Raw genomic sequence first — 24,773 nt, 5'->3', positions numbered from 1 at the left:
GTATTACAAGCCTTACATTAATGAACGAAGATGAGACATATATGATATCAGCAGCGACTAGCGCTCAACATGAGCTACATTGTTCAGCTTGGCCTCGACCTGCTCCCACGTTGGGAGCGCCTCCCAATCGCCAACAGCCTGTATAACCATGGAACCGGTCAAATTCCCGAGACGAGTTGCTTCCTGCGGAGAATATCCTTTAATAAGGCCGGACAAAAAGCCCGCACAGAATCCATCTCCTGCCCCGACTGTATCCAGGACATGATCTGCCTTGAAGTACGGAACTTCCGTTAGGTACCATTCACCAATACGTAGGTCAAATCAGGGCCGCCCTTCACGATACAGACTGCATTCATGGCGGACAAACGCTCAAGTACTTTTTGATCATCTTCTTCGTTATACAGAATCTTCATCTCATCCAGACCCGGCAAGAAATAATCTGCCTGCTCAGCGAGACGAAGCAGAACTGGACGTGCTTCTTCAGCTGCCCACAGTTTAAGACGCAAATTCGGATCAAAACTCACTTTCACACCAGCCTGCTTGGCTATATGTATAGCAGCTTCAACCGTAGCAAGTCCCGACGCGCTTATTGCTGCGGTGATGCCTGTCACGTGAAGGATTTGCGCACCTGCAATATAATCCGAGTCCAGATCTTCAGGAGTAATCGCGCTTGCAGCGGATAGCTTCCTATAATAGTGTACCGAGGCTTTCCCGGAAGCGTTCTCACGAATCATCAAACCGGTGGGCTCTTTGTCGCTCATCCTTGCTCGGGATACATCTACACCTTCACCACGAATAGCCTTCATGATCATGTTTCCCATTGGATCATTGCCCAGGCGGCCAAACCAGCCGCTGGTATGCCCAAGCCGGGATACACCAATTGCCAGATTACTTTCCGCTCCGCCAAATGACTTATCTAATGTCGCCGCATATTCGAGACCTCGTGTATCCTTAGCCGTCAGCAAACCCATGCTTTCGCCAAACGTAACAATTTCAGGGCTTCGGCGGGTATTCGTCGACATGAACTCTCCCCTCCTTATATTTACAATTTCTCATCTTCTTTCCCCATTGTCAGCCTCTATGCAACCGTTGTCAATCCCGGAGCGTTCATTTTGTTGTCACAGTTTTGAGAAAGGATAGCGCTTTCTATTGTGAAATATATCACAATAAATGATGCATATCCATATTACCCTTATTACAGAACCAGATTGCAATTGCCAAGGGTTATCAAGGGGGTTACACCATGAACAAACCGACCATAATTCACGAAGATCAGGATTCTTTTTTTACAACTTGCGCTTTATGCTCATTGTCTGTGTACTTGCGGGCAATGCTCTCGAACCGATCATTACACGATTTGCAGGAGCAGAGGCTCTGTTTCTGTGGATATATACGTTTCACATGCCGCTGTTTGTATGGGTAACCGGCTACTTTGCCAGACATTCACTCCAAGGTGCATCTGGCCGTAATGTGCTTAAGCAGATTGCATTACAGTACCTTCTGTTTCAGTCCCTGTATGCACTAACGGATTTCACCATATTCCACACACCGCATATGCGTTTGTCTTTCTTTGCACCTTATTTATTGCTCTGGTTTCTCGCAAGTCATTTCTGCTGGCGGCTGCTGCTTCGTCTTACACTCTCCTGGAAACCGATATACAGACTGCTCGGTGCCGTGATGCTGGGGGTATGTGCCGGGTATTTACCCATTGACGGTTTCTGGCTGAGCTTCAGCCGCACGTTTGTATTTCTTCCTTTCTTTGTTATTGGGTATGACTACGGAGCGTCCATCCGCTCCCGTTTGCGATCCGGCTGGGGCCGCAAAATTGCAGCTGCGCTGTCTGCTGCTCTTCTTGGTTGGATCGGACTGGGAGGACTCAGCATTGCACCAGGCTGGTTACTGGGTAGCATGACTTACGCAGAGCTTGGACACCATGAGTGGTTTGCCGGAATTTACCGACTCGGAATCTATGCCCTTGAGATCGGATCGGGAGCATTATTTCTCGCCTGGGTCCCTTCATTAACATCCAGATTGACCGATCTGGGACGGCGCACTCTTTATGTGTTCCTTTTACATGGATTTCTCGTTCGTCTGGCCATCTGGTCTGGGGTTTACAATTATATGGAAACCAGTTTGTACATTCCGGTGATTGTCTCCATTGCGCTAATGTTCGCTATAACGCTGGCTCATCCAGCCGTCCGTCATGCCTTTCGTCCTCTCATAGAGCCCGATATTTCCCGCTTTCACCTCAATCGTCAGGGGGGATTGAAACGCTCAGCATCCTGGTTCAGATGAGCTGAAATCCTGCTCCTCTCCATCAGATTCAACTTGTTTCATACTGGAAATGTTGTGGTAAGTAGGAATACGCGCTACAACAATCTACTTATGATATAAGGAGTGATTTGTAATGGCACGCCCACAGACGTCTGAACACAAAATGAGTCGCGAGGAAGCGGGTAGATTAGGTGGCAAGGCCACCTCCAAAAATCATGATCGCAGCTTCTACCAAATGATAGGTAAAAAAGGTGGAGAAGCGACTTCAGATGCGCACGATTCTCAGTTCTATAAGGAAATTGGACGCAAAGGTGGAGAAGCAACTTCCGAAACACATAATAAAGAATTCTACCGGGAGATTGGACGCAAAGGCAGAAGCAGTTAGCCTATCCCCATGGGCAGCGGCGAAAGAACACCCGAGAGAGTGCATCAAATCAAGAAAGCTTCATTCCACTAATGGATTGAAGCTTCTTTCTATTCATTGTAGAAATATAACGACGGTTGTGATAGACTCTATAGAAAAACCGGGTTGTTCACGGGTTTAAAGCAGCAAAGAGTTTCATAAACTACGGGAAGCTCGAAGCCAGTATCACTGGTCTATTTTTAAGAGTACGGATGAAATTAAACGACAGATGCACTGCCATTTATATTTCCATTCATGTTGCTCAATATTATAAATTTGGGGGAAATACACCATGTCAGCCAAGAAGATGCGTTCCGATATGATCAAAAAAGGTTTTGACCGTGCACCGCACCGCAGTTTGCTCCGCGCAGCGGGCGTTAAAGAAGAGGACTTTGGCAAACCATTTATTGCCGTATGTAACTCTTATATTGATATCGTGCCCGGCCATGTTCACCTACAGGAATTCGGTAAAATTGTTAAGGATGCTATTCGTGAAGCCGGTGGCGTTCCATTCGAATTCAACACCATCGGAGTTGACGACGGAATTGCCATGGGACACATTGGTATGCGTTACTCGCTGCCAAGCCGTGACATTATCGCGGATTCCGTGGAAACGGTTGTATCTGCACACTGGTTCGACGGCATGGTATGTATCCCGAACTGTGACAAAATCACACCAGGTATGATGATGGGTGCGCTTCGCTGTAATATCCCAACCGTGTTCGTCAGCGGTGGACCTATGAAGGCAGGTCGTGACAGCAATGGTAAAGCTCTGTCCCTGACCTCCGTATTTGAAGGCGTAGGTGCTTATCAAGCAGGTAAAATCGATGACAAGAGCCTTCTTGAGCTTGAACAATTCGGTTGTCCGACATGTGGATCATGTTCCGGTATGTTCACAGCGAACTCCATGAACTGTCTGGCTGAAGCGATGGGGCTGGCTATGCCAGGCAACGGAACCATCCTGGCTGTTGCTCCTGAGCGTCGTGAGTTTGTTAAACAATCTGCTAAGCAACTGATGGAACTCATTAAAATGGATCTGAAACCACGTGATATCGTTACTGTAGAAGCTATCGACAACGCTTTTGCACTGGATATGGCTATGGGCGGATCTACGAATACGGTACTTCATACGCTGGCATTGGCTCATGAAGCAGGTATCGAATACCCAATCGAGCGCATCAACGAAGTTGCCAACCGCGTTCCTCATCTGGCGAAACTTGCTCCTGCTTCCGATCTTCACATTGAAGACGTGCACAATGCGGGTGGCGTAAGTGCAGTTCTCAACGAATTGCTTAAGAAACCAGGTGCGATTCACGGTGACTGCATTACGGTAACCGGTAAAACGATCCGTGAGAACGTTGAAGGACAAGAAATCCAGGATACGAATGTCATCCACCATCTGGACAACCCGCATTCCGAAAAAGGCGGCTTGGCTGTATTGTTTGGTAACCTTGCACCACAAGGAGCTATCATCAAAGTCGGTGCTGTTGACGCATCGGTTGGCGGATATCACAAAGGTCCTGCTATCTGCTTTGATTCCCAGGAACAAGCGCTTGAAGGCATTGCGAATGGCAAAGTAAAAGAAGGACACGTTGTCGTTATCCGTTATGAAGGACCAAAAGGCGGTCCAGGTATGCCTGAGATGCTCGCGCCTACTTCCCAGATCGTAGGTATGGGCCTTGGTGCCAAAGTCGGTCTGATCACCGACGGACGCTTCTCTGGCGCATCTCGCGGAATCAGTATCGGACACATCTCTCCGGAAGCTGCTGAAGGCGGTCCAATCGCTTTTGTCGAAGAAGGAGACATCATTGAACTGGATCTGAATAACCGTATCATCGAATTGCATATCAGTGACGAAGAATTCGAACGTCGTCGTGCAGGTTGGAAAGGCTTTGAACCAAAAGTAAAAACCGGTTACCTCGCTCGTTACTCCAAACTGGTAACGAATGCAAGCAATGGTGGCGTACTGAGTATCTAATTCAAGTGTAAGGATATCCGATGAATTGCCTTATCGGGAAACATAAATAAAGGGTTGCTCTTCAGCCGACTTCGGCCGAGAGCAACCCTTTTGTTTTATTCGTTTCGCTTTTAGTTGTGTTCAGGTACAAGATCCTGTTCAGGAACCAACAATTCCTCAGAGGACTGTTCCGCCGTCGCAGCCACCAATGCGTGCTGTCCATACCGATCCAGCAGCACATCAAGCGGCATGGCAATCATTTTGGGAACCAATTGTTCGGAGCGCTGCTTCAAACGTTTCGTTCCAGCCGGATGAATGACACTTAGCAGAAGTTTCAGATACACTTTGGATGCAGAGCTGAACGGCCCAGGAGCCAGTTCCCGAACCGTAAATCCAAATTTCTCCGGCCCCCGGTTAATCATGCTCACACCGTATAGAGCCTTGGCTGAACGGAGTTCAGGTTCAAGTGTTACCTGTCGGGCCAAATCAGGAAGCTGCTGCTCCATAGCCCGAATCATACGAATGGCCAAATGCATGCTTGAGCGTGAAGTCATACCCAAATCGAATAATTTTTTATTATCAAAATGAAGTTCAATTACCGGATCTCCGTTACGAATCACATGACCGTCGTTCATTTCAACCAATGCTCCATGGTAAACACGGGAGCGATAGTGCAGCAAAGGGTCTTCCGGCGAAGCTGTTCGCAGATGGTATACCCAATGAAACAACTTCTCCCAGCCTAGCCATAGCGCAACAACCATCCGTTTCCAAAAGGACAAATGCGTTTGTGGCTGACTTGTACTTTTAGGTTCGCTCACCGTAACGCCCCCATCAACGTATCGATGCGTACACTATGCAATCGCTGCCTGTCGGCCTCCTGCAATACGACTTCGAGCGCCTGGAGCATCTGCTCCGGCGCGTGTGCATCAGCGCCGAGGGTAGTCCCTCGATCATGCAGAAGCATGACCTCTCCGCCCCTTAGCTCCTTCAACATTCGTTCCGTCAATTTCTCAACGCCCACACTGCTTCTCCAATCCTCAAACATGGATGACCAGAGGATAATTCGGCGATCTTTTTTACTGAAAAAATCAAACAGGTTCATAATCCCCCAAGGTGGACGATAATAACAAGTTCTTACCCCCGTTACCTCCTGAATAATCTGCCCTGTTCGTTGAATCTGATCTCGAACCGTACGCGGACGCATTAACCAATTGGTTTTGTGAATATAATTATGAATTCCGAGAAGATGACCTTCCTCATGTATGCGCTGAATCAGTTCGGGATGACGGGCAGCATGCTCCCCGACTACAAAAAACGTTGCCTTCGCCTCATACTGACGCAATAAATCAAGCAATCTAGGTGTGTATTCCGGATCTGGCCCATCATCAAAAGTTAAGGAAAACTCCTTCTCACTTCTCCCGCGCCTGAACACACGAAAACCGAAAAGTCTGCTAACTAAACTCGGAATAAAGGCGTAAAACGATGAAATGTACAATAACCACAGTAATATGCTCTGAAGTAAATTTGTCATGCTACAAACTCCCCGCTTCTCATGCTGAATTACCGTGCCATAATATAGCACTAACCAAAATAAACCGCCTTTAATTTTATCATAATTCAGCCTTTTCTTGAATCCTCTTTTCCCAAAAAGAAAGCTATCGTGTACAATAAATGCATCCTAATTTTTACCTTAACGACTACAAAGGAGCCCTGCCCATGCTGCCGCTTTACAAAAAGTACGGGCGCACCGTCTTTGACATTGCGCTGCTCGTATTAACCGTGTACTTTATCATGTACGGTTTCAGTCGATTATATCAATTGGCTGCGCCAGTTTTTCTTTCATTTATAGTGTATTGGATGATCGAACCCCTGGCAAGATTCCTGCATCGCAAAGGATTGCCCAAAACACTGGGCGCTGCCATTTCGGTTTTATTGTTTCTTGCGGTTATTGTTGCTGCCTTTTTTGGATTGGGATTAATTATCGTATCCCAAATTTCTAATTTGCAGGATAACTTCCCTTATTATATCGAGATGATTCAGCGTGAATTCACCAATCTGGTTTATTTCATTCAGGACAAGTCCGATGCTTTACCTGACGGAATAACCGAGAAAGTGAATGACTATTTTGCTACACTGACCGGATTCCTGTCCAAATGGGTAACCAGTGGTGCACAAATCGTCATCGGTTTTCTCAGTTCGTTTTCTTCCTTTATTACCAATTTCGGGATTGCCATTATTCTGGCGTTCTTTCTCAGTATCGAGATTGAATCCTGGCGTAAATTTGCCCGGGCCAAAACGCCAAAAACATTGAAGCTGGCTCTTGAATTTATGCGAGATCATGTATTCAAGACGATCCGTTCGTATTTGAAGGCCCAGATGTTGATGATGCTGATTACTTTTGTATTGATTTATGCAGGCTTGTTGATACTGGGAACTGCCAATGCCTTCACCATCGCAGCCATCTGTGCCGTCTTTGACCTTGTGCCTTTGTTAGGTGTTCCTGTCATATTCATTCCGTGGATTGTGTATCTGTTCATTGTGGGGAATAGCAGCCTTGCGATTGGCTTAATTGTGGTCCTTGCTGTAACCATGCTGACACGCCAACTGCTGGAGCCGAAAATATCGGGTAATTCAATCGGAGTCTCTTCCGCTTACTTGATGCTTTCCTTTATGCTGATCTCGCTCTCTGTCTTCGGTCTGGCCGGTGTGGTGTTGTCTCCGGTGCTGCTGATTCTGCTCAAAGAATTGCTGCAACAAGGATATCTTCAGCAATGGATTCACTTGCCGAAGGATGAATTCGAATCATCCCCGTTAGTGATGGACACACCGGTCAGCGCCACCGCTGGAATGAAAGCTGAGCCTTCGGTACAGGAACCTGCTTCTTCCGGGGATCATGAGGATTCAGCCAGATAGTCCATCACTTTCCTAAATATCGCCGTTGCTTGATGACGGCTGCTTGGAGCCACATTTTGGACAAGGACAGCTACAGCATATTGGGGTTTCTCGGTAGGTCCATATCCAATGAACCATTGATGGTTACGTTTCTCTCCGTGCTGCTGTACCTGTGCTGTACCTGACTTCCCTGCCACTTGCCACCGTGCATGTTGCAGGGATTTTCCCGTTCCGTCACTGACTACCTTCTTCATCCAGGACAACAGCTGATGCGCCGTAGCTGGAGAGATCCGTCCTGCTGAAGAAGGTGAATCATGCATCGGCATGTCCAACATCGTATCACCGTCGGCATACCGGATACGCTGAACGAGGCGTGGTGCAGTCACCTTGCCCTCATGCAAGAGCGTAACGATCAGATTGGCTGCTTGCAGCGGGGTCACCAGGACGTCGCGCTGACCGATAGCAGTCTGTACTTTCGCTCCCTCATCTTGAGGGGAAACGGATGGCAGCCTCACTCGTCCTGCATCTTCGTGATCAAAATGATGCAGCACGGGCATTCCGGCGACCTGTTTTCCCTCCCAGCCAATCGGACGTGCCAATCCCAAAGCATCCGCCGTACGCTCCAACTGCTCCATACTCAGCCGACGGGCGGTTTCAGCAAATACAATATTACAGGACTCGGCAAACCCTTGCTCCAGATTCAGTGTGCCATGCCCATGTTCCTTCCAGCAGGACAGGCCATATTTCCCCATTCTCCACCACAATGAAAAGTCTCTCCTTTGGATACAACGTGATATTCAAGCGCGGCCGCGGCTGTAATGATTTTGAATATGGAACCCGGTACAGCCCCCTGTACGGCACGATTCGCCCAAGCTGTTTGTTGGGGATCTACATGCTGTGGGTTATAGAACGGCGCGGAAACCATGGCACGCACGTCTGCGCTGGCCGCATCCAGTACAACGACAGATCCTTCCTTCATCCCGGATTTCTTCACAATCTGCTCTATCCCTTGCTGTAAATCGATATTGATTGTCGTCTCCGCACGCAAAGGATAGTGTGTATTGGAGGGTGCGATGACGCGCGGCTGGATACTGGGGATAACCTCTCCTGAGCCTGTAACCATACGTGAAACGAGGGTGGGGCCTATTCCCATTAATAAAGGTTCCAATGTTTTTTCCAGCCCTGCTGCTCCAGATTTCATGGCAAAAGGCTGCTTCACCTCATTTTTGTGACGCGGATGCCCATGGATAGATCCAGGCTGTTCAGCAAGATAACCTAACCATTGCATGCCCGTAGCGCCTTGTCCATAACGCGTCATTATGGGATACACACTCGCTCCGTCTGCCTTCAATTCACGCAGTCGAGTAAGCTGAGAATCGGTCAACGTGATCGGCTGGTCTGTACCTCCTGTCCAGAAATGGGGTGCATTTCCTTGATTCCATTCCTTTTGTAACGACTTCACATCTGTATGTAGTAATGCTGCCAGTTCCTTAATTCCTGAATGCGCCGTAGAAGATGGGTATGAATGATTGGATTGATCCGTATGCGGGAAAAGTACCACCCCCCACTCCAGCTTGCCTGTTAATGGCACCCCCTTGTAATCCGTTAACTGCCCTCGCCCCGTGTCCAGCATAACACCTCGTTCACGCTGCAAAACAGACATTTCACGAACGGTGCGTTGAAACCCTGGCATCGTGCGATTCACCTGAACCATCTGAACCCAGGCCAAACGAAACATAAGCAAACCAAACACAATTGTCAGAAGAATACATGTAATATAAATGCGCCGTTTCAGTTGTACATGCATTGGGCCACCCCCGTTCAACGTTTTGGCATAGTATGCGTTACTCATATTGGAATTATTCGGTAAACACCAAGAAAACCTGTCCCCTAGAAGGGACAGGTTTCTCGATAGATCCATTAATGGTTGGGTTAGACCGTAAAGCGAGACAATGTATCTTTCAATTCTGTCGACACATTCTCCAGTTTTGCAGACAAATTCACCAGCTGGTTACTGATATTTTGCTGTTCACTGCTCAAGGAAGCAACTTCCTGAGACGTCGCAGAAGATTGTTCAGCTACGGCGCTGACATTACTCATCGCTTCGGACAACGTACCTTGAGATTGATTCAAATCTCCAATTGACCCAGTGACCATGCTCAGACTCTCAACAAACGCACCCATTTGCTGCTGTACTGAAGCAAATATGACGTTGGTATCTTTCACGGCATCCATCTGTTCCTTGAATAGCGGATAAGCTGCAGACAATTGATCTACGGTCTCATTCATTTCGGTCATAATCTTGTCCGTAATGTCGCCGACCATATCAATGGATTGTCTGGATTGTTCAGCCAACTGGCGGACCTCATTCGCTACCACCATGAATCCACGTCCAGCTGTACCGGCACGAGCGGCTTCAATGGTTGCATTCAAGGAGAGAATGTTCGTTTGTTTGGTAATATTTTGCATGACGTCAAGCACCTTCAGAACAGAAGAAGTACTCTCTTTCAATGAATCTACCTTGTTTACCAACGCACCGATCATTTCTTCGGTCTTCTGCGTTTTGGTCATCAACTGATTCAGATGCTGTGTACCTGTCTGACTGGATTTCTCTACATGACGGGCTGAATCACCCATTTGTTCATTCGCGGCGACCACACTCTCCATCTGACGGGAGATATTGTCGGTCAATTCGTTTCCACGCTCTGCTTCTGTTGCCAGACTGCTTGCTCCACCCGCAATTTCTTCAGTGGCTACTGCAATCTCGGAAGCAGAAACTGCTGTTTTCTTGGATGCACTGCTCAGCTCAGAAGCGGTATCCAATACTTCCTGTGCAGAACGGTTGGTTTGCTCCACCAGCTTCGTAATTTGCTCCATCATCAGATTGAATGCGGCCGATAATTGACCAATTTCATCCTGGGAGGTATACGGTGTACGCACCTTGAGGTTACCTTTTGCCCCTTCTTGCATCAGATCTTTCAATTTGCCCAATGGACGGGCAATCATGCGAACCATCCAAATACCGATCAGTATCGCAATAGCGGCATCAATCAATGCCATCCACAAGGTGAGCGTCAGAATACCCTTGGCATCTTTCACCAAGACAGAAGTCGGAACCATCCCGATCAGTTTCCAATCGGATGTGTCCATGGTGCTGTATGACGCCAGCATATTCGTTGAATTTCCATCAACGGTATAATCCGTATTCGTGCTGCCCGATTTTTCTTTCAAGTCTTTGACAAAAGCCAAATCTGTATCTTTCCCTGTGTCATCAGCTATCGTCGATGCTACAACTTTGTTGTCCGGAGCGATCAGTTGAAGTACAGCTCCCTCACCCAAATCGAGTGATTTCAACTGCTGCTCCAGAACTTCCAGTTTCAACTCAATGATTAATACATAGGACTGGGTTGTCCCTTGCAGATTCTTCATTGAACGTGCAATCCGGAACGTGGGTGTACCGCCATCTTCCTTGGTTTCCGTTGGGAGCCAGCGGTATCCACCAGCTTGAACCAACTCGTCATACCAGGCCTCTTTACGAATATCACCCATAGAAGAACTGCTGCTTCCTGTACCCATAGTGGATCTTGTTTCATCCGTCGGCACAAGATAAATCGCTTCCATAGATTTATTCGTAAAAGCAATGTTCGATAATTGTTTGTTGATGGAGCTTGAATTTACAAACGTATCGTATGCCGACAAGTTTTTATCAGACATTTTTTGAAGCAAGGACTGCATTTCCGGATCGAAGAAAATTTGTGTAGATGTATCTACAAACCGCTCCAAAATGATGTCCATTTTCTGCTTGGTTTGTTCAATCGTTTCCTGATTCGATCGGGATGCATTCTTCTCAATCGTATCTTTGGCTTTAGCATAGGATAATAGACCTAAACCAATGACAAAAAACATGATTCCTACAAAAAAGACCAAAAACAGTTTAACGCCCACCGATTTAACCGGATTAGCCTTCTTAATCTGTGTAAACGTTGTTCCCCCAACATTTTTCCAGTTCTGCTTTTTCAATTGGGTTTTTGTTTTATTCCATCCCAACTTCAGCTTACTCCGATCCAATTTAAAGGATTGTTTGTCTGGAGCATCCCCGGTCTTCCTTTTTGCTACCTTCTCTTTTTTTACTTTCTGTACCTTCTCGGACTTAACCTTCTCGGGTGTTGTCAATTCTTCCCCACTGTCTTTCTGCTTCTTTTGAACCAATCCCATTCACCTGCCAGTAATTTACTTGTTGGATTTTTCTTCTCTCCCCTATAAATATGTAGTATTCGACAACATTCCCCTTTCCCCTTTCGTTTTCCCGAAATTTTTTACAACTTTTTTCCTATTTTTCTATAAAAAAAGACCCCCATATACCGATAGACGGAGGTCTAATTTGTAAATTTTATAACACTATATTGTTAAATCATAGCATTATTTTGTTGAAAACTAGGCATTTGAACCTATTTCTTTTTTCTCATCATATCAAAGTAGGAAACAGGTTGATCCACCTTCATTTTCACACGCTGTAACGGGTGACGAGCTGCATCGAGCACATTGCCCTCTTCATCCTGCAATTCCCCTACAACCTGTTTGAAAAAGTGGCCCCCGGACCGAAAAATTCGATCTCCTGTCCTGGTTTGAAATGATTGCGCTGTTGAATGGTCGCCATCCCTGTATTTGCATCATAGTCGATAACCAATCCGGCAAAGTCGTAAGGTACCGCTTTTTCTTCCGGTTCATAGATGTGATCCTCATGATCCGGTGTATCATAGAAAAAGCCGGTATTCAATGGACGATTTGCCGCCTTGTTCATTTCCTCTACCCATTCAGGCTTCAATACATAGTTCTCCGGGTCAGCCATATAAGAATCGATAGCCTGACGATATACGTTAACTACGGTAGCCACATAATGAATCGACTTCATACGTCCTTCAATTTTGAAACTATCCACACCGACATCAATCAGCTCGGGAATATGCCCAATCATGCACAGATCCTTCGAACCCATGGAAAAAGAATTGTCCTGCTCCTGGAATAACGGCAGCTGGTTCTCTCCCAATTTGAATGGGGCAGGGGCCTGCATTTGCATTTCTTCTTCACTGACCCATACAGTACCTTCTCGGGCATCTTCAAACAAATCATACTTCCAACGGCAGGACTGGCAGCAGCCGCCCCGATTGGAATCCCGATCCGTAAAATGGTTGGACAACACACACCGTCCGGAATAGGACGAGCACATAGCTCCATGAATAAAGGCTTCGATCTCGATATCCACATTGGCCTTGATTTCTTCAATTTCCTCAAAGCTTGTCTCACGTCCGAGAACGACGCGTGGAAGGCCTTCATCCTTCCAAAACTTCACAGCTTGCCAGTTCAAAGTCGATTGTTGAGTACTCAAATGCACTTCCAAACCCGGCACTGCACGCTGAGCTACTTCAATAATCGCTGGATCTGCCACAATAATGGCTGCAATTCCTGCATCATACAAGTTTTGCAAATACGCTTGAATACCTTCGATATCTTCATTATGTGCATATATATTGGTGGCAACGAAGACTTTGGCTCCGTATTTTTTGGCAAATTCCACGCCTTCGCGCATTTCTTCAAAGGTAAAGTTATCCGCGTTAGAACGCAATCCGTATGCCTGTCCACCGATATACACAGCATCTGCTCCATAATGGATTGCAAATTTAAGCTTTTCCAGATTACCAGCCGGAGCAAGCAGCTCCGGTTTGTCCAGACGGTTACGTTTACCCGAGAACTTCCGCTTTACCGCCACTGTTTCCATTTCGTTCACCTCGTCTATTAATACACCTGTTCTTTATAGAAAAATCCAAACGACAACTCTCGTTCAGGGTCCTGCAGTTGACGAACCTCGTCCAGCCATTCTTCACAAAATGCATAAGCATCGGCATCAGCCGCATAGCTATCCAGAGCTACACGGTATGCACGTACAACAGCTTCGTTATACGCAAGCGGTTTTAACATGCCTTCGATTTTGAAGCTGTGCACCCCGGCTTCCATCAACAGATGAAGATCCTCAAGAATACAGATATCCTCCGAACTCATGATGTGAGTTCCGTTCACATCTTCATAGATCGGGAACTTCTCATCCCGACGTTCAGCCTCAATCAGAAACAAACCTCGTTCTTTACCCAAATGCCCCTCTACTGGACGCCCTTGATGGGACATATAACTTTGCACCAGACTCCGTTTGGAATGATAAATATTCGTCATGCCATGCACCTGGACCTGGGCTTCCACCTTCAGAAATGGCACCATCTCCGTCAGCTCGTCCATATTCAGCTCCCGAGCAAGCACGACACGACTCGCGCCTTTGGTTCCCCAGTAGTTGGCCGTTGCATAGTTGGTTGATGTCATCTCAGCATTCCAGTGCAGCTGGATATGAGGAGCATGCTCCTTAATTGCGGCTAGCACAGACGGGTCGTTGAACTCCACGCCATGAACACCGATTTTACCCAGCGCCTGAACATATTCAGGCAATTCCTTTAGCAACTCGTTGGACATCAGATTATTCATGGACACGTATACACGCGCCTGATGTTTCGCTGCATCGGCAACGACCTCTGCTGTCTCTTCCACACTGAAGCTGCCGGGAAGACGCATGCCGAAGCGATCGTCCCCAATTAACAGAGCATCTGCTCCTGCCTGGAGCAGCACCTCTGCTTCTTTCACATTTGCCGCCGTAACGAGCAGTTCATGTTTCGTACTCATATACATCCCCTCCGCTTATTGCGCAGCCTTACTTTTGGCTATATTTTGCTGATGTTCCTTATATGTTTTGGCAAACAGATGTCCGAATGTACCGTCCTTCTTGGTCACATAGAACAGGTAATCCGAAGCTTCTGGATTCAACGCTGCTTCAATGGATGCCAGACTTGGACTCGCAATCGGTTCCGGTGGCAGCCCTTTGTTCAGATACGTATTATAGGGACTTTGTACCTTCAGATCCTTGTAAAGCAATCTAGCCTTCGGCTTATCCAGTAAATACTGTACTGTAGCGTCAATCTCCAGTTTCATATCCTGGTTGATCCGATTATAGATTACGCCTGCCACAAGCGCGCGTTCCTGATCCACCACGACTTCTCTCTCCACAAGCGATGCGATCGTTAACACTTCATGCAAAGACAGATTTCTCTCCTTGAGCTTGGACGCCAAATCAGGGATAGAATCAACCTTGGTCTGGAATTCCTCAAGCATTCGCTGCATGACCTCTTGCGTAGAACTACCCTCTTTCAGCTCATACGTCTCTGGGAACAGATATCCCTCCAGCACATATCGCAATTCTTCATCCACTGGAATGTCCTTGATGATGTCGATATCAAAAGCAGATGGATCATTGGCAAGCTTGATAAATTCCTCACGATCCACAATGCCCTCAGCAGATAGTTTGTCCGCCATTTGTAATACGGTATATCCCTCAGGAATAGTAAACTTGACCATGGATTCTGGCACAACTTCACCGTTATTCAGCTTATTAATTATCTCATCGTATGACACGCCGGGATTTAAGGAATATGTACCTGCCATAAAATTCGATCCTTGTTTCTTCCACTTCAGGTATCCCTTAAAGGCTAAACCACTTCGAATCAGACCTTCTTGCTCTAACTGATCCGCAATTTTGGAAGTTCCTGACCCGCTCTTGATCTCGAAAACGATAGGTTCTGCGGATGCTTGTACCGGACGCATCATGTTCCAGACATATACGCCTGCTCCTCCGGCAACAACCAGGATGATAAGCAAAAAGACTAAAATCGCTTTTCCTTTCAAAAAAGACACAACTCCTTTACACAACCAAAAGAGCGGACTTCTCCGCCCTTCCGGTTTCTTCAATTTGAAGCTGATTCATCAATCTTCGTCAATGGGGAGTGTACATTCATCATACAGTTCAGAGATGTTCTCCCACTCGTCATCATCGTCAATCGTAACTAATTCCGGCATGATCTGGCCTTCACTTCCCGGTAAAACCCGCAGAAGTTCAACTTCGTCATAAGGACGTAATGAACTGCGGAGCACCGCATACTGCTGGCCCTTCACTTCAAACTCAGCCAGCAGGTCATACGGATGCGATTTACCGTTCTCTTCTTCCAGCTCAACATGAGCACCAAAAGCCAGACGCAGCGAATCTGTCCATTTCAAGTCTTCGCGGCTGTATTCTGTCATTTAGTTCGCTTCCTCTTCATCTTCTGCAAGAAATGTATTAAACGTCTCCTCGACGATATCCCATTCAGCATCATCTTGGATGACGAAAAGTTTAATATCGTCGCCCTCTTCTTCATAACGGAATGCATACACATCCGTCTCTCCATCTTCGGGTTCAACCGGAGCAACCATCATGTACTTGGCCTCCGAACCGTCCACTTCGAATTTCATGATGACTTCAAATTCCTCTTCATTACCCTCGTCATCCGCAATGTAAATAATCTCCGATTCTTCTTCCATACCCAGTTGATCTTCAGCCATTGTTGATCCCCCTCACCTTTTACTATTGGCATCCAAATAATTTTGCAAAATCAAGCTTGCGGCCATTTTGTCCACAACCTGCTTGCGTTTTTTGCGACTGACATCCGCTTCAAGTAACGTTCGTTCTGCTGCAATGGTTGTCAGCCGTTCATCCCAAAGGTGAACAGGTAAATTCAGTTCGCCCCGCAGGCGTTCGGCAAAAGCAATGCATATTTCACCACGCGGTCCTACGGTGCCGTTCATGTTTTTGGGAAGTCCGACTACAATCTCGCCGATCTCATGCTCACGCACAAGTTCTGCAATTCGAGCGAACTCACCTTCATCCCGGCGGCGTTCAAGTACTTCCAATCCCTGGGCAGTCCAACCGAAGGCGTCACTAGCGGCAACTCCGATTCTTCGGTCCCCATAGTCCAAACCTAATATTTTCATCCATGCTCTCCCATCCTCAAGCCTGCTCAGGTCGAATAATACTCGCCTTCTCAAGCTTCAGGCTGTCTTCTGTCGGTTCATTTCCCGCTGCCTGCATAGCTGCATCACAGCGGAAGCGATGTACATTACCGGTGATTGGCCAGATAAGAACGAACAAGCTCTTCAATCAGCTCATCGCGTTCTTTTTTACGGACCAGACTGCGTGCATTGTTGTGACGAGGGATGTATGCGGGGTCTCCAGAAATCAGATACCCGACAATCTGGTTAATAGGATTATACTCCTTATCCACCAGTGCATCATATACCGTGAGAAGAATCTCTTTGGAGGATGCTTCCTGCTCGTCGGCTTTCACATTAAATTTAACCGTCTTATCCATGGAGTCCATTGATGACACCTCGCTCCTGCATGAACATGGGGACCATGTCCTGCCGAATTGATTTCTGCTTATATAATAACATATTCTGACTGCTACAAGTAAACAAAGGATGAGCCAATTGTGTTTTTTGCTTGTCCTTTACTGGCTAACCAATGAAACCGCCAGTTTCAACGCTTCATCCAGCTTGCTCGCATCCTTGCCTCCGGCTTGCGCCATATCAGGACGTCCGCCACCTCCGCCGCCGCATACTGCCGCAACTTCCTTGACAATTTTACCTGCATGCAGCCCTTGTTTTACCTGTTCAGCAGGGACAGCTACAACGAAATTCACTTTACCATCAGCTGGAGCACCCAGTACGAGTACTGCATCAGGCAGTTTTACTTTTAATTCATCAGCCACTGTCCGCAGTGCATCCATATTCGGAGCATCTACACGAGCTGCAAGCAATTGTGTATTTCCTGCTTGTACCACTTGATCTGTCAATGCGCCTGCTTCCATGGCACTCAGCTTGCTTTGCAGTGACTCAGTCTCTCTGGCAGCTTCTTTCAATTGCTGATTCAGACCTTCAATGCGTTTAGGCACGTCGGCCACGTTCGCTTTGAGCAGGGATGCCGATTGTTTGAGCAATTCAAGCTGACTTTCTACATACAGATACGCACCACGGCCAGTAACGGCTTCGATCCGACGTACGCCGGAGCCGATTCCACTCTCGCTCACCAGCTTGAAGATACCGATCTCTGATGTATTGTTTACGTGACAACCGCCACAAAGTTCCAAACTATAATCTCCGACTTGCACCACACGCACAATATCACCGTATTTTTCACCGAACAGTGCCATCGCACCCATTTCTTTGGCTTCATCAATGGCTTTCAGTTCAATGTTTACGTTCAGACGATTCCAGATCTGTTCGTTCACCTGACGCTCGATCTCTGTTAATTCTTCCGGCGTAATACTGCCGAAGTGCGAGAAGTCAAAGCGCAGACGTTGAGGCTCTACGAGAGATCCTGCCTGATTGACATGCGTTCCGAGCACATCTTTGAGCGCTTTGTGCAGCAAGTGGGTTGCGGTATGGTTTTTGATAATATCGCCACGTTTGGACGCATCCACTTCAGCTTTAACCACTTCACCCACACGCAATTCCCCGGACTCTACCGTCACCAGATGCACATGTTGTCCCATCGGAGCCTTGAAAAGCCCTTGCACTTTCGCCGTTACACTGGCTCCACGCAGCAAGCCCTGATCACTTACTTGTCCGCCGCTTTCCGCATAGAATGGAGTCTTGTCAAGGATGACCTGGCAAGTCTGTCCTTCGCTTACGGAGTCTACCAGTGCGTCACCAGCAACGATGGCTACCACTTTTGCTTCCGTCAACAGGTCATTATAACCAACAAACTCGCTTTTAACCTCCAGATCAGCAAGCGGTCCGCCTTGAACCTTCATGCTCTCGCTTTCCTGGCGTCCTGCACGTGCACGATCACGCTGCTCCTGCATCGAGGCATCGAATCCTTCACGGTCAACAGTCATACCATGCTCTGCTGCATAGTCTTCGGTCAGGTCAAAGGGGAAACCGTACGTATCATACAGTTTGAACGCTTCAGGCCCGCTAATAACCGTGCGACCTTCAGATTTGGCTGTGCTGCTCATGTCCGCGAGAATAGCAAGTCCATCCGTGAGTGTTTCATGGAAACGTTCTTCCTCGGTTTTGATCACTTTAGCGATAAACTCCTGCTTGTCCACCACTTCCGAGTAGTACATCCCCATCACTTCACCGACAGTCGTTGTCAGTTCATACAGGAATGGACGGTCGAGTCCCAGTACTTTACCGTAACGTACGGCACGACGGAGCAAACGGCGAATGACATATCCGCGTCCTTCATTGCTTGGCAGAACACCATCACCTACAGCAAAGGCAACCGTACGAATGTGGTCGGCAATAACTTTCAGTGCAACGTCAATCTCTACGCTGTCATTATATTTCACACCGGCAAGAGCCGCTGTTCTTTGAATCATCGGTTGGAACAGATCTGTGTCAAAGTTGGAATCCACATTTTGCAAAATGGATGCAAAGCGTTCCAGACCTGCACCTGTATCAATATTTTTGTTCGGAAGCGGCGTGTAGCTACCATCCTTGTTGTGATTGAACTGGGAGAATACCAGGTTCCATACTTCCAGATAACGTTCATTTTCCCCGCCTGGATACATCTCGGGGTCATTCATGTCATTGCCATAAGCTTCGCCGCGGTCATAGAAAATTTCGGTACAAGGTCCACACGGGCCTTCGCCGATATCCCAGAAGTTCTCATCCAGCTTGATGATACGTTCAGCAGGCAGTCCCACTTTTTCGTTCCAAAGTTTGAAAGCCTCTTCGTCTTCAGGGTATACCGTCACCGAGAGACGTTCCGGATCGAAACCGATCCATTCTTTGCTTGTGAGAAATTCCCATGCCCACGTAATCGTTTCTTCCTTGAAATAGTCTCCAATGGAAAAGTTACCGAGCATTTCGAAGAACGTATGGTGACGGCGAGTTTTACCGACATTTTCAATATCGTTCGTACGAATACATTTTTGGGAGTTGGCGAGACGTGGATTCTCCGGTTTCTCCCGACCGTCAAAATACGGTTTTAACGGAGCCATACCTGCATTAATCCACAGAAGGGATGGATCATTATGAGGTACAAGCGATGCGCTTGGCTCGATTTTATGTCCTTTACTTGCAAAAAACTCTATCCATTTGGACCGGATTTCACTGGCTTTCATACGGAGTGCCCCCAATTAATTATAATAGTCCGGTGCATATTCGCTCCGGGTTGTTAACAAGTAAAAACAAACACAAAAAACGCCCCTGATAGTCAGGGACGATTGTAATCGCGGTACCACCCTGGTTATTGCTGCTCATCCGCAGATGAAACAAACAATCTCCTCGTTGATGCGAAATAACGGTCGCTCCCGGCAGGGTTGTCCTGCACTCCGAAATCAGCTTTCCGCCGCTTCAACTTTCAAGACTCTTCCAGCCATCGGGCTCAGATTGCATCTGATCCGAAGAAGTCTATTCTCTGAGGAAAGGAACCCTCGGCGTACTTCATTTCATCATCGATTTCTTGTTCTAAACATACCCCTCCATTATATCGATATGCCTATATGGTGTCAACGCACCCTTGAGGAACAGACCGGCGCTTGGGTCAGTCGGTTCTTCGTTTGATGTAATACGCAAAAAAGTGCTGCACGATCACCTTGAGGACAGCAAAGACCGGTACTGCCAGAATGAGTCCCACAATGCCCGCCAGTTCGCCTCCCACAAGGAGCGCGAAGATAATCGACAACGGATGCAAATGCAGAGTCCTCCCCACCACCTGAGGAGAGATGACGTTGCTCTCCAACACCTGGCACAGTGTGTTCACGATGATAACAAAGAGCACCATTTTGAACGATACCGTTGACGCCATAACCACTGCTGGAGCAGCTCCAAGAAATGGACCTAGATAGGGCACGATGTTAAATACAGCGACAATGCTGGCAAGCAGCAACGCATAAGGCATATCAATGACGATGTAACCGATATAGGCAAAGATGCCCACTATCACACAGACGATAAATTGTCCGCGAATATAGTTCCCCAAGGCCGTGTCAATCTCCTTCATAACCGAAACAATCGCTTTGCGCCGTGATCGAGGCAGGTAGGCCACTATGGTGCGCTCGAATACCTCAAAATCTTTTAACATATAGAAAATGAGAAATGGCACAATAAACACATTGAATAACACATTAATGGTTGTCCCGATATTATCCATCAGCTTCGTGATCCCCTGAGTCAGCCGATCCTCCATCTGGAAAAACCAGCTGTTCATGCCTGTGCGCACACTTGGTGGCATTAATTTGTGGTCCATATTATTCATCAAACTCTGGGCACGCATCGACAGCTCCGGCATATGCTCGTTCAGTTCCTCCAATTGTTCAATCAATACCGGAATGACATTCATCAGGATGACCCCGATACAGGTGAGGAAAAAAGCATAGATTAACAGCACGGCAATGGTTCGAGGAACTTTACGTCCTCCCAGCATGCTTACAATCGGATTGAGTACATAAGATATGATGAGGGCCACGATAAAAGGTGCCAGCACTGTTTTCAAAAATCCATATATATGAAGCAGCAATGGCCGCAGCAGCCAGATAAAATACAGGATAATCAATCCGAGTAGCAGCCAGATGGCATAACGGAACATCTTGTTTTTTGTTAATTGCTCCACTTGCATCTCTCCCTTTTGGACTGGCTCTGAAAGTCAGTATATGTAAGGAAGGGAATATTTATTATCGCCGTCCAGAAGTGGGGACTAACAATTCTCGCCCATGGATGGACAATCCGGTTGACGTCGTAATTTGGACACAAAAAAAGCACCCCTTCATGATGAAGGAGACGCATCTTGTGATTCGGGGTAGCATATATTATACAAGTCCCTTGAACCACTATGTAACCGCAGCTATATACATCTGTCATCATTTCATGACAGCATTCAATGACATTCTTTGTCATGAAACCGCATATAGAAGAAGTTAGACTGCTTATTAAGAAGAAGCATGAAGATGAGGGAAGTCTTGCGGCAGCTCTTCCCCGAAGAACAGATCATCGAGGGAACTGAGCGTGCCGTCTTCTTCCACCTGGTAAACAGACATTTTCTCACCGTTCACTGTTAATTCGATAAAGCATCCCCAGCAATAAAATTGGTGGGAACCGATTTTCCCAATATCTTTGGAACTACAGTTTGGACATTTCATATTCATTCACCTATCCATTAACAGAATGAATGGCATTTTCCAAGCGCTGTTCACTCAGCGGCGGCACCATAATGGCACTTTCCCCAATGGACATATCACTTGTACATGGCAGCCATTTGCGGCCCTCAATCAAATCGGACACAAAACCGTCCGTAATTTCAATCCCTATTATTGTATTTCCCAACTCCTGGTCAAAATAAACATCAGAGACTCGTCCAAGCAGCAAACCTTCTTCGGTGAGCACGGACATCTCCTTCAATTTAGACTGGCCGAGGAGGTACGTGTGTTTTATGTCGTCGGCTCCCGTTTTGCGGACAGCCTGTTGATTACGGATCATGACGGCATCTTCGCCGTAGGCAACGATATCTTGCCACTGCACGATTTTGACATGACTGGTAAACAGGCCTTTGTTTTCAAGTTCAATGCCTTCAATTTTCCAATCGTCATTCACAATGAAATCCTGGATTTTGCCGACCTGCTTCCCGTCCTCAACGTCAAACACGGCAAGTCCGATCATTTCCTGAAGCTTCATCGCAGGGTCCCCCTCATCTTCTTATCATTAAATAGCCGCGGCGCTATTGCTAGGTATGCCCAAAGTTGATGAGTGGCAATCAGACGCCGATCATCAAAACCGCTTCTATCCAACCGATGAAATGGAACTTCTTCCCTCCTTTTGTTCCATGTGCAATGAGCCCTTAGGCTCTATTACGCAGTCGCCCAAGAATGGTTCCAATTTTTTCGGCGGTTATCATGATTTCTTCCGTAGTATTACCCAATCCCCAGCTAAAACGAATCGCGGAATGCAAAAATGTCTCCGGCAAGTTCATTGCTTTCAGCACATGGGACACTTCGAGAGAACCGGAAGTACATGCCGAACCGCTCGCCACAGCGATGCCTTCCATATCCAGATTCATGAGCATCGTCTCCGTGGACACCTCCGGAAAGCTGATGTTCAGGATATTGGGCAGCGTATATTCAGGATGTCCGTTGACGTGGAAATGCTCCGCCCCTACTTGTTTCTCCAGTTGTTCCAGCAGCAATGACCGCAATGCCAGATCATGTTCGCGACGAGCTGCCGCTTGTTCTCCTGCTATTTTCAATGCCTCCGCAAAGCCAGCGATACCTGCCATATTCTCGGTCCCTGCCCGCCGTTGCCGTTCCTGAAGGCCGCCGTGCGATCTCGCCTCAAGCACAATTCCGCGCCGTACATAGAGCGCACCCACGCCTTGAGGCCCATTGATTTTATGAGCAGAGAAGCTGATCAGATCCACAGGCAGTTCCTTGCAGGAAATTTCCTGGGTCCCAAGGGCCTGAACTGCATCGGTATGGAACAAAATATCATGCTGACGAGCCAGTTCACCAATCTCGCGGATGGGCTGAATGGTGCCTACTTCATTGTTGGCATACATCATGGTGATCAGTACTGTATCTGGGCGAATGGCCTCTTTTAGCTCTTCCAGACGTATTCTTCCGTATTCATCTACAGGCAAATAGGTCACGTCATAGCCTTGTCGTTCCAGTTCCTGGCACGTATGCAGTACCGCATGATGTTCAATGGCTGTTGTAATGATGTGTCGTCCCCGTTCTTCCCTCGCTGAAACTGCGCCAAATATGGCCAAATTGTCACTTTCCGTGCCGCCTCCGGTAAATACGAGTTCATCCGGGAAACAACCCAAAGACGCCGCAATGACATCCCTTGCTCCACTGACGGTCCGTTTGGCTTCGCGGCCAAAGGCATGGATACTTGATGCATTGCCATATTGCCCTGTCATTACTTTCATCATCGCTTCCGCGACTTGTGGATGCATAGGTGTCGATGCGGCGTGATCCAAATATATTCTTTTCATTGATTTCACCCCGTTATATGTTGGACTTCCATCTTTTCATGTTGTGTAATTGAAAATTTAAACCAATGCTATTGTGTCATATCTTCGTGTATAATGTTTAATATCCATTCAAAAAGGAGAGATCGACATGAGTGATCAGGTTCTCAGTCAAATTCTGAATCAGCTTCAACAAATGGACAAGCGTTTCGACAACATCGATGGACGTCTTGAAAAGATCGAAGACAGGCTTGATACTATCGAGGAACAAACCAAAAACATTCCTCTGCTTCAGCAGGCCGTTCTGGAGACACTGGAAGTTACCAAACGTCTTGAAGCTTCACAAATCACGTTTGAACGTAAAGTAACCGCCGAATTAAACACCCATCAGCACAGCATTGATATTTTGAACCGTCGTCAATTGCGTATGGAAGCAGATATAGAAGCACTCAAGCATCGTTAGAACTTCTGACTACATCGTTTCGGAAGGGCAGCCACGAAAACGTTGCCTTCTTCAGTACATTATTACATAAATTTTGTTCATTCCAGGCTATCGTAGAATTGGAAGAATCACAATGTAGCTTGTTGCACGGCTAAAGCCCCCAATATGGGGGCTTTAGTGTGTCGTCTGTGATGCTCGTCATCAACTATGTTAGATGTAAAACATGTAGCTATCTTTTTGTTCCTGATTTTGGAATGTAATCAGATCCTTCAGCGTTGTTGAATCCAGTACTTCTGCAATGCTATCACGGATGCGCAACCACAAGTCGCGCTTCGCCGGATCATCTTCCTCCGTGAAATCCACTGGAGAGATTGGACCTTCCAGTACACGAATAACATCCCCTGCCGTTACGGTAGCCGGATCGCCTGCCAGAATATAACCGCCGTAGGCGCCACGGATACTTTTGACCAATCCTGCATTACGCAGGGGAGCGATCAATTGCTCCAGATAATGCTCCGAGAGCTGATTGCGCTCGGCAATACTTTTCAAAGATGTAGGGCCTTCGCCTGTTCTGGCTGCCAGCTCCATCATGATTGTGAGCCCATAACGGCCCTTTGTAGATATTTTCAAAGGAGTCACCTCTTTCAATTTTCGAAAAAACAAGTTGTGAAACATAAATTACAGGCTGTGGCCCAAGCCTGTCTTTCCAGGATTCCAGGATCCGCCACAGGGGGATATTAAAAATACAGGCCTAGTCCCTCTAATCCTCCGTATTCCGATCATAACCCTCAGCTAATGTTAACATATCTGCTTGCTTTATGGAAAAGAAAGATTGACGAAATTCAGAAAATGTACGCCTGTGGTGGACACTATCCAAAATTGGCCGGGTGTATCGTAACTTGAGTCCGGTTATGCTAGAATAGAAACG

20 protein-coding genes and 3 pseudogenes are annotated in these 24,773 nt (G+C 47.1%); 5 read left to right on the top strand and 18 right to left on the bottom strand.

Features of this window, described 5'->3' with window-relative positions; all coding sequences use genetic code 11:
* Nucleotides 1–57 precede the first annotated feature (57 nt).
* Nucleotides 58–1,022: pseudogene (locus ACTWJ7_RS10025) on the bottom strand (sugar kinase).
* Nucleotides 1,023–1,302: 280 nt separating this feature from the next.
* Between ACTWJ7_RS10025 and ACTWJ7_RS10020 the strand changes: the two are divergent.
* The 3 genes from ACTWJ7_RS10020 to ilvD all read left to right on the top strand — a co-directional run bounded on the left by ACTWJ7_RS10020 (nucleotide 1,303) and on the right by ilvD (nucleotide 4,655).
* Entirely contained in the window at nucleotides 1,303–2,295 is a 993-nt protein-coding gene (locus tag ACTWJ7_RS10020; RefSeq protein WP_443146358.1) for an acyltransferase family protein, read from the top strand.
* A gap of 112 nt (nucleotides 2,296–2,407) precedes the next feature.
* Nucleotides 2,408–2,659, top strand: coding sequence for a KGG domain-containing protein (locus ACTWJ7_RS10015; protein WP_301878312.1), 252 nt, complete (start codon nucleotides 2,408–2,410; stop codon nucleotides 2,657–2,659).
* A gap of 310 nt (nucleotides 2,660–2,969) precedes the next feature.
* Nucleotides 2,970–4,655, top strand: coding sequence for a dihydroxy-acid dehydratase (ilvD, locus tag ACTWJ7_RS10010; RefSeq protein WP_024633084.1), 1,686 nt, complete (start codon nucleotides 2,970–2,972; stop codon nucleotides 4,653–4,655).
* A 110-nt stretch (nucleotides 4,656–4,765) separates the two neighbouring features.
* On the opposite strand, the gene ACTWJ7_RS10005 is transcribed toward ilvD, so the two are convergent.
* Together ACTWJ7_RS10005 and ACTWJ7_RS10000 are read right to left on the bottom strand one after the other, a co-directional pair.
* Entirely contained in the window at nucleotides 4,766–5,452 is a 687-nt protein-coding gene (locus tag ACTWJ7_RS10005; protein WP_443145376.1) for a YkoP family protein, read from the bottom strand.
* On the bottom strand, nucleotides 5,449–6,165 hold the full coding sequence (locus ACTWJ7_RS10000; protein WP_443145375.1) for a polysaccharide deacetylase family protein: 717 nt from the start codon (nucleotides 6,163–6,165) through the stop codon (nucleotides 5,449–5,451). The genes ACTWJ7_RS10005 and ACTWJ7_RS10000 overlap by 4 nt, the downstream gene beginning before the upstream one ends.
* A 185-nt stretch (nucleotides 6,166–6,350) precedes the next feature.
* Between ACTWJ7_RS10000 and ACTWJ7_RS09995 the strand changes: the two genes are divergently transcribed.
* On the top strand, nucleotides 6,351–7,547 hold the full coding sequence (locus tag ACTWJ7_RS09995; protein WP_301878313.1) for an AI-2E family transporter: 1,197 nt from the start codon (nucleotides 6,351–6,353) through the stop codon (nucleotides 7,545–7,547).
* Here ACTWJ7_RS09995 and ACTWJ7_RS09990 read toward each other — a convergent pair.
* From ACTWJ7_RS09990 to ACTWJ7_RS09925, 14 genes and pseudogenes are all read right to left on the bottom strand, one after another.
* Nucleotides 7,526–8,451, bottom strand: a pseudogene (locus tag ACTWJ7_RS09990) (penicillin-binding transpeptidase domain-containing protein). The gene ACTWJ7_RS09995 and the pseudogene ACTWJ7_RS09990 overlap by 22 nt on opposite strands.
* A gap of 1,007 nt (nucleotides 8,452–9,458) precedes the next feature.
* Nucleotides 9,459–11,741 (bottom strand): methyl-accepting chemotaxis protein, encoded by a 2,283-nt coding sequence (locus ACTWJ7_RS09985; protein WP_443145374.1) that lies wholly within the window; start codon nucleotides 11,739–11,741, stop codon nucleotides 9,459–9,461.
* Between the two features lie 233 nt (nucleotides 11,742–11,974).
* Nucleotides 11,975–13,302: pseudogene (locus ACTWJ7_RS09980) on the bottom strand (peptidase U32 family protein).
* A 17-nt stretch (nucleotides 13,303–13,319) separates the two neighbouring features.
* Nucleotides 13,320–14,249 carry a peptidase U32 family protein gene (locus tag ACTWJ7_RS09975; protein ID WP_301878316.1) on the bottom strand — a complete coding sequence of 310 codons (930 nt, stop codon included), beginning with the start codon at nucleotides 14,247–14,249 and terminating at the stop codon, nucleotides 13,320–13,322.
* 15 nt (nucleotides 14,250–14,264) lie between these two features.
* Complete coding sequence (gene mltG / locus ACTWJ7_RS09970; protein WP_443145373.1) at nucleotides 14,265–15,305, bottom strand: endolytic transglycosylase MltG; 1,041 nt, start codon at nucleotides 15,303–15,305, stop codon at nucleotides 14,265–14,267.
* A gap of 78 nt (nucleotides 15,306–15,383) precedes the next feature.
* Entirely contained in the window at nucleotides 15,384–15,698 is a 315-nt protein-coding gene (locus ACTWJ7_RS09965; RefSeq protein ID WP_024633076.1) for a DUF1292 domain-containing protein, read from the bottom strand.
* On the bottom strand, nucleotides 15,699–15,998 hold the full coding sequence (locus ACTWJ7_RS09960; RefSeq protein ID WP_024633075.1) for a DUF1292 domain-containing protein: 300 nt from the start codon (nucleotides 15,996–15,998) through the stop codon (nucleotides 15,699–15,701).
* A 12-nt stretch (nucleotides 15,999–16,010) separates the two neighbouring features.
* Nucleotides 16,011–16,427: a Holliday junction resolvase RuvX gene (gene ruvX, locus ACTWJ7_RS09955; protein ID WP_053779129.1), complete on the bottom strand. Its 417-nt coding sequence runs from the start codon at nucleotides 16,425–16,427 to the stop codon at nucleotides 16,011–16,013.
* Nucleotides 16,428–16,552: 125 nt separating this feature from the next.
* On the bottom strand, nucleotides 16,553–16,813 hold the full coding sequence (locus tag ACTWJ7_RS09950) for an IreB family regulatory phosphoprotein (RefSeq protein ID WP_024633073.1): 261 nt from the start codon (nucleotides 16,811–16,813) through the stop codon (nucleotides 16,553–16,555).
* 129 nt (nucleotides 16,814–16,942) lie between these two features.
* Nucleotides 16,943–19,564, bottom strand: coding sequence for an alanine--tRNA ligase (gene alaS, locus ACTWJ7_RS09945; protein WP_079350677.1), 2,622 nt, complete (start codon nucleotides 19,562–19,564; stop codon nucleotides 16,943–16,945).
* A gap of 422 nt (nucleotides 19,565–19,986) precedes the next feature.
* On the bottom strand, nucleotides 19,987–21,054 hold the full coding sequence (locus tag ACTWJ7_RS09940) for an AI-2E family transporter (RefSeq protein ID WP_079350678.1): 1,068 nt from the start codon (nucleotides 21,052–21,054) through the stop codon (nucleotides 19,987–19,989).
* A gap of 316 nt (nucleotides 21,055–21,370) precedes the next feature.
* Nucleotides 21,371–21,580 (bottom strand): hypothetical protein, encoded by a 210-nt coding sequence (locus ACTWJ7_RS09935; RefSeq protein WP_024633070.1) that lies wholly within the window; start codon nucleotides 21,578–21,580, stop codon nucleotides 21,371–21,373.
* 10 nt (nucleotides 21,581–21,590) lie between these two features.
* The gene (locus ACTWJ7_RS09930) at nucleotides 21,591–22,112 is read right to left on the bottom strand and encodes a PRC-barrel domain-containing protein (RefSeq protein WP_024633069.1); all 522 of its coding nucleotides are present in this window, start codon (nucleotides 22,110–22,112) and stop codon (nucleotides 21,591–21,593) included.
* A 163-nt stretch (nucleotides 22,113–22,275) separates the two neighbouring features.
* Nucleotides 22,276–23,427 (bottom strand): cysteine desulfurase family protein, encoded by a 1,152-nt coding sequence (locus ACTWJ7_RS09925; RefSeq protein ID WP_301878319.1) that lies wholly within the window; start codon nucleotides 23,425–23,427, stop codon nucleotides 22,276–22,278.
* A gap of 127 nt (nucleotides 23,428–23,554) precedes the next feature.
* On the opposite strand from ACTWJ7_RS09925, the gene ACTWJ7_RS09920 reads away from it, so the two are divergent.
* Complete coding sequence (locus ACTWJ7_RS09920; RefSeq protein ID WP_301878320.1) at nucleotides 23,555–23,866, top strand: hypothetical protein; 312 nt, start codon at nucleotides 23,555–23,557, stop codon at nucleotides 23,864–23,866.
* A 189-nt stretch (nucleotides 23,867–24,055) separates the two neighbouring features.
* On the opposite strand, the gene cymR is transcribed toward ACTWJ7_RS09920, so the two are convergent.
* Nucleotides 24,056–24,475, bottom strand: coding sequence for a cysteine metabolism transcriptional regulator CymR (gene cymR / locus ACTWJ7_RS09915; RefSeq protein ID WP_024633066.1), 420 nt, complete (start codon nucleotides 24,473–24,475; stop codon nucleotides 24,056–24,058).
* Nucleotides 24,476–24,773: the final 298 nt, after the last annotated feature.

Source organism: Paenibacillus sp. 1A_MP2, from assembly GCF_052244825.1.
GTDB classification, from domain to species: Bacteria; Bacillota; Bacilli; order Paenibacillales; family Paenibacillaceae; genus Paenibacillus; species Paenibacillus vandeheii.
This window is presented reverse-complemented; position numbering and strand designations above follow the sequence as displayed.